Raw genomic sequence first — 14628 nt, 5'->3', positions numbered from 1 at the left:
TGACCCACTATGACAGCGCAGACCGGGGCGGATGCGGGACCAACTCACCAGTACCCGCCAGTAGGAAACCGGGATACACCGGCCGCTCGAGCCGGTCAGTCCTCGGTGCTCCATTCGACCCCGGCGTGGGCCTTGTAAGCCGCTACGGCCGCGTCGAGGGTCGGGTAGAAGTGGTGCGGATCGATTTCCTGTTTGAGCCCGTAGAGCTCGATCTTCTCCTTGACCCGGTGCTTGAGCTCGGCGAACACCAGGGAGGTGCCCTGCGCGTCCAGCTCGCGGTCCAGCTCAATTAGCACGTCCGCGGCGGTGGTGTCGATGTCGGTGATGGGTTCGGCGGCCAGCAGGATCCACCGCGGTTTGGGCTCGGACCGGGCCAGCTGGCGGATGTTGTCGCGGAAGGGTTTGACGTTGGCGAAGAAGATCGGGGCGTCCCACCGATAGATCACCAGCCCCGGCAGGTGCTTGGCGTCCGGGTGGAAGTTCACGTCATGGAACCCCTCGTAGCCCGGGACCCGGCCGATCACGGTCTCGTACGGCCACCAGGCGCGGCGGAAGATGTTGAGAATGGACAGGCCCACGGCAATGCCAATGCCCGGGAGCACGCCCAGGAATGCGACGCCGAGGAAGGCCGCGAGTGACAGGCTGACTTCGGCTTTGCTCTGCCGCCACAGGCGCACGGTGCCGGGAATATCCGCCAGGGAGACGGACGCGGTGATCACCACGGCCGCCAGCGCCGGCTGCGGCAGGTTCCGGAACAGCCCCGGCAGCAGCACGAGCATGAGGAGGACCAGCACGGCGCCGGTCAGGCCCGTGAGCTGGGTCTTGGCGCCGGAGCGTTCCGCGACAGCGGTCCGGGAGCCGCTGGTGCTGACCGGGAAGCCCTGGAAGAAGCCGGCGGCGATGTTCGCGGCGCCGATCCCGATCATCTCCTGGTTGCCGCGGACCTCCTGGCCGGAGCGTGCCGCGAACGCCGACGAATTCGAGATCGTGTCGGTCAGGGACACCAGCGCAATGCCCAGGGCCCCGGCGAACATCAGACCGACGTCGGCGATGTCCACGCTGGGGATCGTGAACGGCGGAAAGCCCCGCGGGAGTTCCCCGACCAGGGAAACGCCGCGGCTGGCGAGGTCGAAAACGGTTGTCGCCAGGATCGCGAGGACCACCATCACGAGCACGGCGGGGACCTTGGGCAGCCACCGCTGCAGGGCCAGGATCAACGCGATTCCCGCGATGCCGATCGCCGCGGCCGCGACGACCGTTTCGCCGGCGGCCACCCCCTGGACGAACCCGACGACGTCGCCGACAAAGGTTTCGCTGTCCACTTTGAACCCGAAGAGCTTCGGCAACTGGCCCACCAGGATGGTGATCGCGAGGCCGTTCATGTACCCGATCATTGTGGGCTTGGAGATGAGGTCGGCGATGAAACCGAACTTGGCCACCGACGCCAGCACCATGATGAGCCCGACCATGATCGCCAGCAGCGAGGCGAGCGCCACCGCCTTCTGGGGGTCGCCGTCGGACGCCACAAGCGGCAGGACGGTCGCAGCGATCATCGGGCCGAGCGCCGAGTCCGGGCCCAGCACCAGGATGCGGGACGGACCGAAGATGGCGTAGGCGACCAGGCACAGGATGGTCGTGTACAGCCCGGTGATCGTCGGCAAGCCGGCCAGCTCAGCGTAGGCCATGCCCTGCGGAACGAGCAGCGTCGCCAGCACCACACCGGCGATGATGTCCTTGCCGAACCACTCCCGCTGGTAGGTCGCGGGAACATCGAGGCCGGGCATCACCCGGCGCAGCGGGCCCATGCGACGCCGTCGAGTGTTCGTCATAAGAGCACTCTGCCGCCCGGTATCGCCCGGCGCATCCCCCTGCGCGGGTGAGCCCGGATAGCCGGGGCCGGCGAGGAGCGTCCGTTGTGCCGCCGGCCCGATCGGCCTAGAGTGGCGGTCTGCCCACCATGAGGCCGCCCCCAATCACGTTTGGAGAAATCTATGGAAACCCGCACGCTCGGATCGCTCACTGTCTCGGCCCTCGGATTGGGCTGCATGGGCATGAGCGAGTTCTACGGCCACGGCGACGATGCCGAGTCCATCGCCACCATCCAGGCCTTCCTCGATGCCGGCGGCAGCCTGCTCGACACCGCGGACATGTACGGTCCGTTCACGAACGAAACCCTGGTGGGCCGGGCCATCGCCGGCCGCCGGGACGACGTCGTGCTGGCCACCAAGTTCGGCAACGAACGCCGGGCGGACGGATCCTGGGTGGGCATCAACGGCTCCCCCGAGTACGTGCGCGCCGCCTGCGACGCGAGCCTGCAGCGGCTGGGCGTGGACCACATCGACCTGTACTACCAGCACCGCGTGGACAAGACCGTCCCGATCGAGGACACCGTCGGCGCCATGGCGGAGCTGGTCGAGGCCGGCAAAGTCCGGCACCTTGGCCTGTCCGAGGCCAGCGCCGAGACCATCCGCCGGGCCCATGCGGTGCACCCCATCACGGCCCTGCAGACCGAGTACTCGCTGTGGGAGCGCGAGCCGGAGACCAAGGTCTTCCCGGTCCTGGCCGAACTCGGCATCGGTTTTGTCCCCTACAGCCCCCTCGGCCGGGGCTTCCTGACCGGCCAGTTCCGCACCCCGGAGGACTTCCCCGCGGACGACTTCCGCCGGCATTCCCCGCGGTTCCAGGGCGAAAACTTCACCCGGAACCTGCAGCTCGTGGACCGGGTCAAGGAGCTGGCCGACGCGAAAGGCTGCACCCCGGCGCAACTGGCGCTGGCGTGGCTGCTCGCCCAAGGCGAGCACATCGTTCCGATCCCGGGCACCAAGAAGCGCGACCGCCTGCAGGAGAACCTGGGCGCCACCGCCGTCGACCTTTCCGCCGAGGACCTGAGCCGGCTGGAGGAGCTCGCCCCGGCCGGGGCGGCAGCCGGGGCGCGGTACCCGCACATGGATTCGATCGACGTCTAATCAGCCGTCCAACAAAGCAACGCGGGGTCACTTAGCGCCGGTCCGGAGCCTCCGGATGGGCGATATCTGACCCCGCGTTGCTCTTAGTGGCCGGAGGCGGCCAGGACGGCGAGCAGCTCCGTCTTGCGTTCCTCGCTGGCGAAGGAGGACCGGATCGAGTTCGCGGCCATCCGGACGCAGTCGAACTCGGACAGGCCGATCACGGACTTCAGCTGCGCGAAGTTGTCATCCACGTAGCCGCCGAAATACGCGGGGTCGTCCGAGTTCACGCTGACGTTCAGGCCCGCCGCGAGCATCGCCGGCAGCGGGTGCCCGGCGAGGGTGTCCACGGCCCGGAGCCGGACGTTGGACAGCGGGCATACGGTCAGCGGCATGAGTTCGTCGACGAGCCGCTCCACGAGCGCCGGGTCCTCCATGCACCGGATGCCGTGGTCGATCCGCTCGACGTCCAGGAGGTCCAGGGCGTCGGTGATGTACGACGCCGGGCCCTCCTCGCCGGCGTGGGCGATCCGGTGCAGGCCGGCCTCCTTGGCCCGGGCAAACAGCCGCTGGAACTTCGCCGGCGGGTTGCCCACCTCGGCCGAATCCAGGCCGATCCCGGCGATCGGGGCGTCCATGGCCAGCAGCTGTTCGAGGACCTCCAGGGCCGATTCCTCCGGCAGATCCCGCAGGAACGCGGCGATCAGCAGGGTGGAGATGCCGAACTCCTGCTCGGAGACGGCGAGGACGGAGGCCACGCCGTTGACACACGTCGCCAGGGAAACACCGCGGGACAGGTGCGCCTGCGGGTCCAGCATGATCTCGGCATGCTTCACCCCGGCGACAGCTGCCCGGCCCAAGTAGGCCCGGGTCATGTCCGCGAAGTCCTGTTCGGTCTGCAGCACGGCCATGTTGGCGTAGTAGAGGTCCAGGAACGACTGCAGGTCCGTGAACTCATAGCGGGCGCGCAGCTCGTCCAGGTCCGCATACGGCAGCTGGATGCCATTCCGTTCGGCGAGCGCAAAGATCAGCTCCGGTTCCAGCGTGCCCTCGATGTGCAGGTGCAGTTCGGCGACCGGGAGTGCGAGGACTTCTTCGGGGACCTCGGCAAATTCGGGGGCCGCCCCGGTGTCAGGGCCGGCCACATCAGGGCCGGCAGCGGGGTCGGTGCCCGGGCCGGCGTCGTTCGTTTCCATCCGGTAAGGATATGCCCGGTGCTGCCGGGAGCGGATAGAGTCGAATCGATGCAAAGTAAACAGCATGCTTCCGATCTGCCGCGCCCGGGCGTTCCTGACCCGGCTCCGGGCAATCCGACGGACGGATTTGTCCGGGTGCGCGGCGCCCGGGAGAACAACCTGCGCAACGTGGACGTGGACGTGCCCCGCGACGCGATCGTTGCCTTCACCGGCGTCTCCGGCTCGGGCAAGTCCTCCCTGGCCTTTGGCACCATCTATGCCGAGGCGCAGCGCCGCTACTTCGAGTCCGTGGCCCCCTACGCCCGCCGGCTCATCCAGCAGGGGCACAACCCCAAGGTGGAAATGATCACCGGGCTGCCGCCCGCCGTCGCGCTCCAGCAGCGCCGCGGGACGCCGAGTTCCCGGTCCACGGTGGGCACCCTGACCACACTGTCCAACTCGCTGCGCATGCTCTTCTCCCGCGCCGGCAGCTATCCGGACGGCGCCAGCCCGCTGGACTCGGACGCGTTTTCGCCGAACACGGCCGCCGGCGCCTGCCCGGAGTGCCACGGGCTGGGCATCGCCCACACGGTCACCGAGTCCTCGCTGGTCCCGGACACCTCGCTGAGCATCCGTGACGGCGCCATCGCCGCCTGGCCCGGGGCCTGGCAAGGCAAAAACCTGCGCGACATCCTGACCCACCTGGGCCACGACGTCGACACCCCCTGGCGGAAGCTGCCCAAAAAAGAACGCGACTGGATCCTGTTCACTGAGGAACAGCCGGTGGTCGAGGTTACGCCCCAGCGCGACCGCGTCGCCAAGCCGTACAAGGGCCGGTTCTGGAGCGCCAGGAGCTATGTGATGCATACGCTCGCCGATTCCAAGAGCACCACCATGCGCGAGAAGGTGCTGCGCTTCATGGAAACCGGCCCGTGCCCGGTCTGTGGCGGCAGCGGGCTGACCCCGGCCGCGCTCGCCGTCACCTTCGCAGGGCACACCATCGCCGACCTCAACGCCGTCCCGATGACCGAACTGGCAGAGATCATCCGCCCCACCACCGAGCTCACGGAGGCCGGGACCGCGTCCCGCAAGCAGTCCTCCGGCGAGGGCAACGAGGTGGCCGTGGCCATCACCCGTGACCTCCTGCAGCGCGTCACCGTGCTGCTGGACCTGGGTCTGGGCTACCTGGCGCTGGGCCGGCCCACGCCCACGCTCTCCCCCGGCGAGATGCAGCGGCTCCGGATCGCCACCCAGCTCCGTTCCGGCCTGTTCGGCGTGATCTACGTCCTCGACGAGCCCTCCGCCGGCCTGCACCCCGCCGACGCCGAGCCCCTCCTCACAGTCCTGGACCAGCTCAAGTCCTCCGGCAACTCGGTGTTCGTGGTGGAGCACAACATGGACATCGTCCAGCGCGCCGACTGGCTGGTAGACGTAGGCCCGCGGGCCGGTGAAGGCGGCGGTGAGGTGCTCTACAGCGGGCCAGTGGCCGGACTCGCCGGGGTCGACGCGTCCATCACCCGGCCGTTCCTGTTCCGGGACGGGTCGGATGGTTCGGCTGACGGGTCCGGCATTGCGGACGACGGCGGTTCCGCCGCCCGCGGCACGCGCCGGAATGCCGTCGGCTGGCTGGAACTGCGCGCCATCAGCCGGCACAACCTGCGCGAACTCGACGCCGACTTCCCGCTCGGCGTCCTGACCGCGGTCACGGGCGTCTCCGGGTCCGGCAAGTCCACCCTGGTCAGCCAGGTCCTGGCCGAAGTGGTCGGCGCCCGGCTGCACCCGGAGCCGGACGCGGCGAAGACCCCTGAGCATCTGGAGGCCGACGCCGGCGGGACCACCGGACCGGTCAGTGTCGGAGCGGTCTCAGGCCTCGACCGGCTGGACCGCCTGGTCAAGGTGGACCAGAAGCCGATCGGTCGCACCCCGCGGTCCAACCTCGCCACCTATACAGGCCTCTTCGACACAGTCCGCAAGGAATTCGCGGCGACGGACGAGGCGAAGGCCCGGGGCTTCGGCGCCGGCCGTTTCTCCTTCAACGTGGCCGGGGGCCGCTGCGAGACGTGCCAGGGCGAGGGCTTCGTGGCCGTGGAACTGTTGTTCCTGCCCGGCAGTTACGGTCCCTGTCCGGAGTGCCACGGCTCGCGCTACAACCCCGAAACCCTCGAGGTCACGTACCGCGGCAAGAACGTGGCGGAGGTCCTGGGCATGACAGTCGACGCCGCGGCCGGGTTCCTCGAAGCGGTCCCGGCGGCGGCGCGGAGCCTGCAGACGCTGCGCGAGGTGGGCCTGGGCTATCTCCGTCTCGGCCAGCCCGCCACCGAACTCTCCGGCGGGGAGGCCCAGCGGATCAAGCTCGCCACCGAACTGCAGCGCACCCAGCGGGGCCACTCGCTCTACCTGCTGGACGAGCCCACCACCGGCCTGCACCCGGCCGACGTCCAGCTCCTGATGGCCCAGCTGCACCGGCTCGTGGACGCAGGTAACACCGTCGTTGTGGTGGAACACGACATGGATGTGGTGGCCGCCGCGGATTGGGTGATCGATCTGGGCCCGGCCGGCGGCGACGCCGGAGGCAAGATCGTTGCCACCGGTACGCCGGCCGCCGTCGCACGTTCCACGGCGAGCCGGACGGCGACGTACCTGGCCGGCGCGCTCGGCGGCTGAACCCACGCGGCGTCGTCATTTACGGGGTTGCTATATCGTGGGGCCATGCCCAGCAAATTAGCTGTCATCGCCATCGACGCGAACCGGCCCCAGGTGGTGGCCGACTTCTGGTGCGAGGTCCTCGGCTGGCACGTGGTCGAAACGGACGGCGAGGTCATCAGCATCGGACCGCGGGACAAAGCCTGGCCGTCCATCGACGTGATCCAGGTGCCGGAGGGCAAGACCGTGAAGAACCGGCTGCACTTCGACCTCCGGGCCGACGGCGTGTCCACCGCCGAGGAGCTTGAGCGCCTGCTCGTCCTCGGCGCCCGGCGCGTGGACGTGGGCCAGGGCGCCGACGTCTCCTGGGTGGTCCTGGGTGATCCCGAGGGCAACGAGTTCTGTCTGCTGTCCCGGACCGTCCAGGACGTCGGACAGGGCTAAACGGGTCCGCCCGGCTTCCCCTGCCCTGGCCCCGCTCGTGGCGGCGCCGGAAACCGCATCTGGAGTTCCTGCCTCCACCTCTTGTCCCACCGCTATTCAGTGTTACTATCTAGTGGTAGTCAGCAGCACTAAGTAGCTAGAAGGAGGATCCCGTGGGCAAGCAGATGACCGAGATGCTCAAGGGAACACTGGAGGGCATCGTCCTCGCGATCCTGGCCGTGCAGCCGGCATACGGCTACGAGATCACGGCACGGCTGCGCGAGGAGGGTTTTTCCGACATCGTCGAGGGCACCGTCTACGCGCTGCTGGTCAGGATCGAGCAGCGCGGTCTCGTGGACGTGGCGAAGGTCCCGTCCGAGAAAGGACCACCGCGCAAGGTCTATTCGCTGAACGCACTCGGTGGGGAGTACCTCGACGAGTTCTGGAGGAGCTGGAGCTTCCTCGAACAACGGATTGAACGGCTTCATCACCGCATCGAACGCACCCGGAACGAAGGAGAGTAACCATGGCCGCAACGTGGCTGGAAAAAATCACAGGCTCCTTGGACGACAAGAAACGCTGGCGCCACTACAAGGCGCGCAAGGAGCAGCTCCCCGCGAGCTACCGGACCGCAATCGACGGGCTCGAGCGCTACTTCACGTACGCCGGGTCGATCGTCAAGGGCGATGTCCTCATGCAGATGCTCGAAGACCTCGCAGACCTGATCGAGAGGGCCGCCGTCGACGGGACCCCGATCCGCGACATCGTCGGGGACGACCCCGTGGAGTTCGCGGACACCTTCATCCGGAACTACTCGGACGGCCAGTGGATCAACAAGGAGCGCAAGCGCCTGACCGATGCCATCGATCAGGCCGCCGGCGACAACGCATAAACGCGTCAAGAACGAAGGAAGCGGCCATGACCACCAACCAGGCCTTCGCCCCCGCGATCCGGGTGCAGGGCATCGAGAAGTCATTCAAGGACGTGCACGTGCTGCGGGACGTCGGCTTCGACGTGGCGGCGGGGAGCATCTTCGCGCTGCTCGGCTCCAACGGCGCGGGCAAGACCACGCTGGTGCGGATCCTGTCGACGTTGCTGACAGCCGACGCCGGCACCGCCACCGTCAACGGCCACGACATCGCCGCCGAGCCCGGCGAGGTCCGCGAGTCGATCAGCCTGACCGGCCAGTTCGCCGCGGTCGATGAAGTCCTCACCGGCAGGGAGAACCTGGTGCTGGTCGCCAGGCTGCGTCACGTGAGGAACCCGGCCGGGACCGCGGACCACCTCCTCGCCCGCTTCCAGCTCACCGAAGCAGGCAACCGCAAGGCGTCAACTTACTCGGGCGGCATGCGACGCCGGCTCGACATCGCCATGAGCCTGATCGGAAACCCGCCGATTATCTTCCTCGACGAACCGACGACGGGCCTGGACCCCCAAGCTCGCATCGAGGTGTGGCAGACCATCAGGCAGCTCGCCGGCGACGGCACCACCGTACTGCTGACCACGCAATACCTCGACGAAGCCGAACAACTGGCCGACCGGATCGCGATCCTGCACGAAGGCACGATCATCCAGAACGGGACCCTGGCCGAGCTCAAGCAACTCCTTCCGCCCGCAAAGGTGGAATACGTCGAGAAGCAACCCTCCCTCGAGGACGTCTTTCTCGCCCTCGTTGGTGACACCGGCGAGTCCACTTCCGGCGGGCCCGCCACCGCCGCCCCGGCACGAAAGGAACCCCGATGAGCACCCACGTCCTCGGCGACACCCGCGTCCTTACCGGCCGGTCGCTGCGGCACATCCTCCGCAGCCCCGACACGATCATGACCACTGCGGTCACCCCGATCGCGCTGATGCTTTTGTTCGTCTATGTTTTCGGCGGGGCGATCAGCACCGGATCCAGCGAGTCGTACGTGAACTACATGCTCCCCGGCATCCTGCTGATCACCATCGCGTCGGGCGTCGCGTACACCGCGTACCGGCTGTTCCTGGACATGCAGGGCGGCATCTTCGAGCGCTTTCAGTCCATGCCGATCGCGAAGTCGAGCGTGCTCTGGGCGCATGTGCTGACCTCGCTGGCCGCAAACCTGGCTTCGGTCGCGATCGTCATCGGCGTCGCACTGGTCATGGGATTCCGTACGGAAGCATCCATATCAGCCTGGCTCGCCGTCGCCGGCATCCTGATCCTGTTCACCCTGGCCCTGACCTGGATCGCCGTGATCGCCGGGCTTTCGGCGAAGTCAGTCGACGGCGCGAGCGCGTTCAGCTACCCGTTGATCTTCCTGCCGTTCATCAGCTCGGCCTTCGTACCCACCGACACGATGCCCGGCCCAGTCGCCTGGTTTGCCGAGAACCAACCAGTGACCGCGATCGTGGACACCCTCCGGGCCCTGTTCGCCGAGGAACCCGCCGGCAGCGACATCTGGATCGCCTTGGCGTGGCTGGTCGGCATTCTGGCCCTCGCCTACGCGTTCGCGATTGCCGCCTACCGTCGCAAGATCAGCTGACCTCGGGGCCAACGTGAGAAAACAACGACGCCGGAGCGCACCCTCGCGGGCGGGCTCCGGCGTCGGACGCTTTGCTTTGTTGGCGGCCTCAGGCGGCCTGCGGGAGTTCGCGGACAATCTGGACTTTCCACGCGGCGTCGTCGCTCGTGTCCAGCAGGGCGACGGTGCCCATGGTCAGGTGCAGGGCCACGCGCTTGGCGGCGAGCAGCTCCAGATAGAGGCTCTCGTTCATCCGGGCCGGGGCGTCGATCACGTACTTCACGGCGTCGCGGACCTTGCGGTAGTTGGCGCTGCGTTCCCGGTGCAGGTGCAGTTCCAGCTGGCTGCGCTGGCGGAGCCGCGGCTCGTGTCTGTTCAGCCAGGACACGGCGGCGTGGACGCCGACGACGACGGCCAGGGAGATCGCGTAGATCCACCACCCCGTGTTGAGCAGGAACAGGGGCAGGTTGGCGATCGCAACGATGGCGATGACCAGCCGCAGCGCGAGGATCCGGCGCATGGTCAGCGCGAACGAGGCCATAGCGGCGCGGAAACCGTGTTGTTCGCTGCGGGCCGCGACCGGATCCAGGACGACCTCCTCCAGCACCACAATGCCGTTCGCTTCCGGACTGAGCATCTGGCCGTATTTCGGCACAAACGGCATTACTGGGGCAAGAGTCATGGCGTGTCCTCCGGGCGGCATAGATGGGCTCCTGCTATATTACGCCTCCCGGCGATAAGATGTCTCGCGAATCTCGGAATGTGAACATGCCCACCTCCGGGCCGGCCGCAATTGGCGCATTTGGCTTGTGGCCTCAAACTGGAATGATGCATACTTTCCTCCCCTTCCCCGATTTCCAGCAGAGCGCCGCGGTTTTGGACCGTGCGCGGCTCGGCAAGCAGCGTGTTGAGGCGCTGCAGATCCTGCGCGCGCTGGTGATCCCGGAGTACGGCTGGCAGTCGCACCCGGCCGTCCGGATGTGGATGGGCTACGTTCCCGCACTGACGAAGTACGGCCTGGCCATGGTGGATGAATGGACGGCCCGGGGCGGCGAGGACACCACCCGCGAGAAGATCATGGAGTTCGCCCCGCAGGCGGCCCACCCCGGCTACGCCGGCAAGATTCCGATGCCCCCGTGGCTGGGCGAGCCGGACTTCCACCTCAGCCACCAGTCCCGGCTGGTTGCCAAGGATCCCAAGTTCTACGCCGCTGTTTTCCCGGACACGGCCCCGGACCTGGAGTACGTCTGGCCCGAGCCCAAGCACGAACTCCTGCCGGAGGATCCGGCCGGGGACCGCATGTGGGTCCTGCGCCTGCCCCTTGGCGACACGGAGGCCGAGCAGCTGAGCACCGTCAGCCTGCCGCCGGCCGGGCGCGCCAAAGGCGGCGCCTCGGCGCCGGGCGAGGACGACTACCAGTTCGTCTACGCCGAGTCGGGCTCCCGCCGGCCCACGGTCCGCAAGCTGCCCCCGAAGCAGCTGCCCAAGAAGCCCACCCGCAAGCGCCGGCAGCAGGAAGAGGCGTTCGCCACGCTGCCGGGCAAGTCCGTGGTCGCCATCCCGCTCAACGGCGGCAGCTCCTTCGCAATCGGCAAGGTCCTGGGCCGTCCGATCACCGTGGACGGGCAGTTCGCGCGCAACTTCGAGATCGACGAGATCGTGGACCGCGCGGCTTTCGACTACCCCGCACTGCTGCAGGACCCGCGCGCCTTCTTCCCGATTCCGGCGAGGTAGCCCGGGCGGGACCGCATTTGACTGGGATTTTCCCGGTGCCTGGATTATGGTGTCGTCCACACGACGGCACCCGTCCGGGGCAGCCGCGCAGGCCATCGCATGTCGGGGGGACGAAATGGCTGCAGGAGACAGGGCTGCCGAACAATCGAGGCTGGCCGCTGAACGCGTAGAACGCCTGCGCCAGCAGCTGGAGCAAGCAGAACGCCGTGCGCAAGCTTGGTCGGCAGGTGCGGCTGGCGAAGCCCGCGTCGCTGAGGCGCTGGCTGAGCTGGAACCCCTCGGCTGGCTCATGCTTCATGACGTCCACTGGCCGGGTAGGCCGAAGGCCAACATCGACCACATCATGGTCGGGCCCGGTGGCATCGTGATTGTAGATGCCAAGAACTGGAGCGGTGACGTCCGCGTGCGGGACGGAGTCCTCCGTCAAAACGGCTATTCAAGGGAACAGGAAGTCTCGGGGATCCTTCAACAGAGCGCTGCCTTGGCGGCAGTTCTGCAACCGGATCACCGCCGCTTGGTCCAAGGTTGGATCTGCCTCGTCGGACAGCCGGAACTTCGCGGCACTACAAGGAGCGGGATCCGGATTGAGGGTCTGGGTAGCCTCCGTGATGCCGTGGCCGCGTTGCCGCCCGTTCTCCCCCCGGACATCGTGCGCACCGTCCACGGCTATCTTCAGGGACTTCTCGGCGGGACAACAAGTCCTCAGCTTCTGACCACGGCGCAATTTGGCCGGGACGACGCCCCTGCGGGGTCTTTGCGGCACTGGCGGACGCGTACAGCCCCACCGGCCAAGACAAACGACACGCATAAACTTCGCGGACGGTCCGCGCGGACGGGCTGCTTGGGACTGCTGGTCAAGGTGGTGTTTCTGATCGTCGGTGTATCCATGTTCCTGAGCTTCGCCTTCCACGCCCGTCCGGCGGCACCAACGGCCCCGCACCCGGCGCCTGCCGCGAGCCAATCGGCGCCCTCGCGTTAGCCCGACAAACAGCACCTGAACTGACGGCTTCGGCCACCAGCGAGCGCTGACCGCCGCGACCGGGCGTTTGCTGGCAGACTGGCCTTATGACTGTACTGCTGGCCGGTTGCGGCGATCTGGGCACCGAGGCGGGGCTGCGTTTCGCGGCGGCCGGCCACAGAGTGGTGGGCTGGCGCCGTTCGCCGGAAAAACTGCCGGCCGCCATTGACGGCGTCGCCGCGGACCTGAGCTCGGGCAACCTGCCGCCCCTCCCGGCGGACACCGCCGCCGTCGTGGTCGCGATCGCCGCGGACTCCCCCACGGAGGCGGCCTACCGCGCCGCCTACGTGGACTCACTCGCACACGTGCTGGACGCGGTCCTGGCCTCCGGGACGGGCGTCCGCCGGGTCCTGTTTGTGTCCTCCACCGCGGTTTACGGCGACGCCGGCGGGGACTGGATCGATGAACGCACGACGCCGGCCCCCGGCGGGTTCTCCGGCCGCATCATCCGCGAAGCGGAGGACCTCCTCTACAGCCGTCTCGACGGCACCGGCATCACGCCCGTGGTGTTGCGGCTGGGCGGGATCTACGGTCCCGGCCGGACGCGGCTGATCGACATGGTGCGGAGCGGGACCGCCGAGATTCCGGCCGGATCGCGTTTCACCAACCGCATCCACCGGGACGACGCCGCGGCGGCCATCGTCCGGCTGTGCACCATGGACACCGTGCCCGGCCCCGTCTACCTGGGCGTGGACAACGAACCGGCCGAGCTGGGCGAGGTCCTGCGTTTCCTGGCAGCCGAGCTGGGACTCCCCCAGCCGCCGACGGAGGCGGACATCAGCACGGGCGGCGGGCCGGCGTCGGGCTCCAAACCGCCGGGCGGCGAACGGTCAAGCGGCGAACCGTCGCGGGGCGGCAACAAGCGGTGCAGCAACGCGCTGCTCCGCAGCACCGGCCTCGATTTCCAGTATCCAAGTTTCCGTGAAGGCTACCGCGCTATCCTTGCCGGTGACGGGGTCCGGCATCCCTAGGCCTGCCTGGAATTTCACTGCTCACTTCTGCGAGGGGAACCATGGAACTTCAGCACATCATTGAGACGGTCGGCGGTTTCGTGGACTTCGCCGGCGTGGCCGTCATGGTGCTCGGCGCCGTCGTGTCCGTCCCGTTGGCGTTCCGCGGATACCAGCCGAGCCGCCTGCCACCGGGGTCCGAGCCGCTGTCCTTCTACCGTGCGTACCGGCAGCTGCTGGGCCGTTCCATCTTGCTCGGGCTTGAATTGCTGGTCGCGGCCGACATCATCCGGTCCGTCGCCATCACGCCGACCTTTGAAAGTGTCGGGGTGCTGGGCATCATCGTGCTCATCCGGACGTTCCTGAGCTTCTCGCTCGAGCTGGAAATCACCGGACGCTGGCCGTGGCAGACCCAGCGCGATCCCGCTGCCGCCTCGACGGCCGGCTGACCCGGCTTCCCGGTGACGTCGAATGCGCCCGGATCCCTGGCCCGCGGCCCCTGACCTCCCCCGCCCGGTCATCATGGACCAGCGCTGGAGCGACGCCGTCTTCCTGCACTGGCGCATCCCTGAGCCGGTGGCGGCGCGGTACATGCCTCCCGGCGTTGCCCCGGACACTTTTGACGGATCCGCGTGGGTGGGTCTGGTCGGATTCCGGATGCGCAGCGCGGGCCTGGGGCAGGGACCCGGCGTCCCCTACTTCGGGACCTTCACCGAGATCAACGTGCGCCTCTACTCCCGGGAACCGGACGGGACCCGGGGCGTGGTCTTCCTCAGCCTGGACGCGTCGCGGTTGGCTGTGGTGCTCACCGCGCGGGCTGCCGGGATCCCGTACGTGTGGTCGCGCACTGGCTTCCTGAATGGCCTCGCCTGGGATCCTGCGGGCCACGTGCACCGGAGCTCCGGGTACGCCGTCCGCCGCTTCCGGGGCGGCGCCGGGAGCGATTTCACCGTTGTCCCCAAGCTCGACGCCGAAGCGACCGATCCCCTGTCCGTTCACCTCACGGCGCGGTTTGGTCTGCATTATCGGTTCAGGGGCCGCACCCTCTACGTTCCGAACACACACAGCGCCTGGCCGCTGTACCAGGCGGAAGTCACAGTGCTCGAGGACCAGCTGGTGCGCGCCGCCGGGATCGACGTGGCCGGACCGCCCGCATCGGTGCTCTACTCGCCGGGCGTCCACACCCGGTTCGGCCGGCCGCGGGCCCTCGCACGGCCGGCAGGCGGCCTGCCTCCGGCCGGCGCCCAGGCGTAGGCC

15 protein-coding genes are annotated in these 14628 nt (G+C 68.1%); 12 read left to right on the top strand and 3 right to left on the bottom strand.

What is annotated here, in order from left to right; all coding sequences use genetic code 11:
* Window positions 1-95: 95 nt before the first annotated feature.
* Window positions 96-1829, bottom strand: a complete 1734-nt coding sequence (locus CFN17_RS11520; RefSeq protein ID WP_208747845.1) for a SulP family inorganic anion transporter — start codon at window positions 1827-1829, stop codon at window positions 96-98.
* 162 nt (window positions 1830-1991) lie between these two features.
* On the opposite strand from CFN17_RS11520, the gene CFN17_RS11515 reads away from it, so the two are divergent.
* On the top strand, window positions 1992-2966 hold the full coding sequence (locus CFN17_RS11515) for an aldo/keto reductase (RefSeq protein ID WP_208747844.1): 975 nt from the start codon (window positions 1992-1994) through the stop codon (window positions 2964-2966).
* Window positions 2967-3049: 83 nt separating this feature from the next.
* On the opposite strand, the gene CFN17_RS11510 is transcribed toward CFN17_RS11515, so the two are convergent.
* The gene (locus tag CFN17_RS11510; RefSeq protein WP_261792165.1) at window positions 3050-4141 is read right to left on the bottom strand and encodes an adenosine deaminase; all 1092 of its coding nucleotides are present in this window, start codon (window positions 4139-4141) and stop codon (window positions 3050-3052) included.
* 48 nt (window positions 4142-4189) lie between these two features.
* Here CFN17_RS11510 and CFN17_RS11505 point away from each other — a divergent pair, with 48 nt between their 5' ends.
* The 6 genes from CFN17_RS11505 (at window position 4190) to CFN17_RS11480 (ending at window position 9690) form a co-directional block, all read left to right on the top strand.
* A complete protein-coding gene (locus CFN17_RS11505) occupies window positions 4190-6784 on the top strand; it encodes an excinuclease ABC subunit UvrA (RefSeq protein ID WP_208747843.1) in 2595 nt (864 codons plus the stop codon).
* 45 nt (window positions 6785-6829) lie between these two features.
* Window positions 6830-7207, top strand: a complete 378-nt coding sequence (locus tag CFN17_RS11500; RefSeq protein ID WP_208747842.1) for a VOC family protein — start codon at window positions 6830-6832, stop codon at window positions 7205-7207.
* Window positions 7208-7359: 152 nt separating this feature from the next.
* Entirely contained in the window at window positions 7360-7710 is a 351-nt protein-coding gene (locus CFN17_RS11495; protein WP_208747841.1) for a PadR family transcriptional regulator, read from the top strand.
* Between the two features lie 2 nt (window positions 7711-7712).
* Window positions 7713-8078, top strand: coding sequence for a DUF1048 domain-containing protein (locus tag CFN17_RS11490; RefSeq protein ID WP_208747840.1), 366 nt, complete (start codon window positions 7713-7715; stop codon window positions 8076-8078).
* Window positions 8079-8104: 26 nt separating this feature from the next.
* A complete protein-coding gene (locus CFN17_RS11485) occupies window positions 8105-8929 on the top strand; it encodes an ABC transporter ATP-binding protein (RefSeq protein WP_208747839.1) in 825 nt (274 codons plus the stop codon).
* Window positions 8926-9690, top strand: coding sequence for an ABC transporter permease (locus CFN17_RS11480; protein ID WP_208747838.1), 765 nt, complete (start codon window positions 8926-8928; stop codon window positions 9688-9690). The genes CFN17_RS11485 and CFN17_RS11480 overlap by 4 nt, the downstream gene beginning before the upstream one ends.
* Window positions 9691-9778: 88 nt before the next feature.
* Here the strand turns inward: CFN17_RS11480 and CFN17_RS11475 are convergent, their stop codons facing one another.
* Window positions 9779-10351 (bottom strand): hypothetical protein, encoded by a 573-nt coding sequence (locus tag CFN17_RS11475; protein ID WP_208747837.1) that lies wholly within the window; start codon window positions 10349-10351, stop codon window positions 9779-9781.
* Window positions 10352-10497: 146 nt separating this feature from the next.
* Between CFN17_RS11475 and CFN17_RS11470 the strand changes: the two genes are divergently transcribed.
* The 5 genes from CFN17_RS11470 (at window position 10498) to CFN17_RS11450 (ending at window position 14625) form a co-directional block, all read left to right on the top strand.
* On the top strand, window positions 10498-11403 hold the full coding sequence (locus CFN17_RS11470) for an MSMEG_6728 family protein (RefSeq protein ID WP_208747836.1): 906 nt from the start codon (window positions 10498-10500) through the stop codon (window positions 11401-11403).
* Window positions 11404-11518: 115 nt separating this feature from the next.
* Window positions 11519-12382 (top strand): nuclease-related domain-containing protein, encoded by an 864-nt coding sequence (locus tag CFN17_RS11465; protein WP_208747835.1) that lies wholly within the window; start codon window positions 11519-11521, stop codon window positions 12380-12382.
* 86 nt (window positions 12383-12468) lie between these two features.
* Window positions 12469-13392: an NAD-dependent epimerase/dehydratase family protein gene (locus tag CFN17_RS11460; RefSeq protein ID WP_208747834.1), complete on the top strand. Its 924-nt coding sequence runs from the start codon at window positions 12469-12471 to the stop codon at window positions 13390-13392.
* Between the two features lie 41 nt (window positions 13393-13433).
* Entirely contained in the window at window positions 13434-13820 is a 387-nt protein-coding gene (locus tag CFN17_RS11455) for a DUF1622 domain-containing protein (RefSeq protein WP_208747833.1), read from the top strand.
* A gap of 22 nt (window positions 13821-13842) precedes the next feature.
* On the top strand, window positions 13843-14625 hold the full coding sequence (locus CFN17_RS11450; protein ID WP_208747832.1) for a YqjF family protein: 783 nt from the start codon (window positions 13843-13845) through the stop codon (window positions 14623-14625).
* Window positions 14626-14628 lie beyond the last annotated feature (3 nt).

It is taken from the genome of Arthrobacter sp. PM3 (genome assembly GCF_003352915.1).
In the GTDB taxonomy this organism is placed as follows: Bacteria; Actinomycetota; Actinomycetes; order Actinomycetales; family Micrococcaceae; genus Arthrobacter.
The sequence above is the reverse complement of the archived record's forward strand: the minus strand, read 5'-3'. Positions and strand labels throughout refer to the sequence as shown.

What these genes read in the sequence shown, in the direction of transcription:
- CFN17_RS11510 (WP_261792165.1), bottom strand. Translation starts at nt 4,141, where the DNA reads ATGGAAACGAACGACGCCGGCCCGGGCACCGACCCCGCTGCCGGCCCT.
- CFN17_RS11485 (WP_208747839.1), top strand. Translation starts at nt 8,105, where the DNA reads ATGACCACCAACCAGGCCTTCGCCCCCGCGATCCGGGTGCAGGGCATC.
- CFN17_RS11465 (WP_208747835.1), top strand. Translation starts at nt 11,519, where the DNA reads ATGGCTGCAGGAGACAGGGCTGCCGAACAATCGAGGCTGGCCGCTGAA.
- CFN17_RS11475 (WP_208747837.1), bottom strand. Translation starts at nt 10,351, where the DNA reads ATGACTCTTGCCCCAGTAATGCCGTTTGTGCCGAAATACGGCCAGATG.
- CFN17_RS11455 (WP_208747833.1), top strand. Translation starts at nt 13,434, where the DNA reads ATGGAACTTCAGCACATCATTGAGACGGTCGGCGGTTTCGTGGACTTC.
- CFN17_RS11520 (WP_208747845.1), bottom strand. Translation starts at nt 1,829, where the DNA reads ATGACGAACACTCGACGGCGTCGCATGGGCCCGCTGCGCCGGGTGATG.
- CFN17_RS11500 (WP_208747842.1), top strand. Translation starts at nt 6,830, where the DNA reads ATGCCCAGCAAATTAGCTGTCATCGCCATCGACGCGAACCGGCCCCAG.
- CFN17_RS11450 (WP_208747832.1), top strand. Translation starts at nt 13,843, where the DNA reads ATGCGCCCGGATCCCTGGCCCGCGGCCCCTGACCTCCCCCGCCCGGTC.
- CFN17_RS11515 (WP_208747844.1), top strand. Translation starts at nt 1,992, where the DNA reads ATGGAAACCCGCACGCTCGGATCGCTCACTGTCTCGGCCCTCGGATTG.
- CFN17_RS11480 (WP_208747838.1), top strand. Translation starts at nt 8,926, where the DNA reads ATGAGCACCCACGTCCTCGGCGACACCCGCGTCCTTACCGGCCGGTCG.
- CFN17_RS11460 (WP_208747834.1), top strand. Translation starts at nt 12,469, where the DNA reads ATGACTGTACTGCTGGCCGGTTGCGGCGATCTGGGCACCGAGGCGGGG.
- CFN17_RS11490 (WP_208747840.1), top strand. Translation starts at nt 7,713, where the DNA reads ATGGCCGCAACGTGGCTGGAAAAAATCACAGGCTCCTTGGACGACAAG.
- CFN17_RS11505 (WP_208747843.1), top strand. Translation starts at nt 4,190, where the DNA reads ATGCAAAGTAAACAGCATGCTTCCGATCTGCCGCGCCCGGGCGTTCCT.
- CFN17_RS11470 (WP_208747836.1), top strand. Translation starts at nt 10,498, where the DNA reads ATGCATACTTTCCTCCCCTTCCCCGATTTCCAGCAGAGCGCCGCGGTT.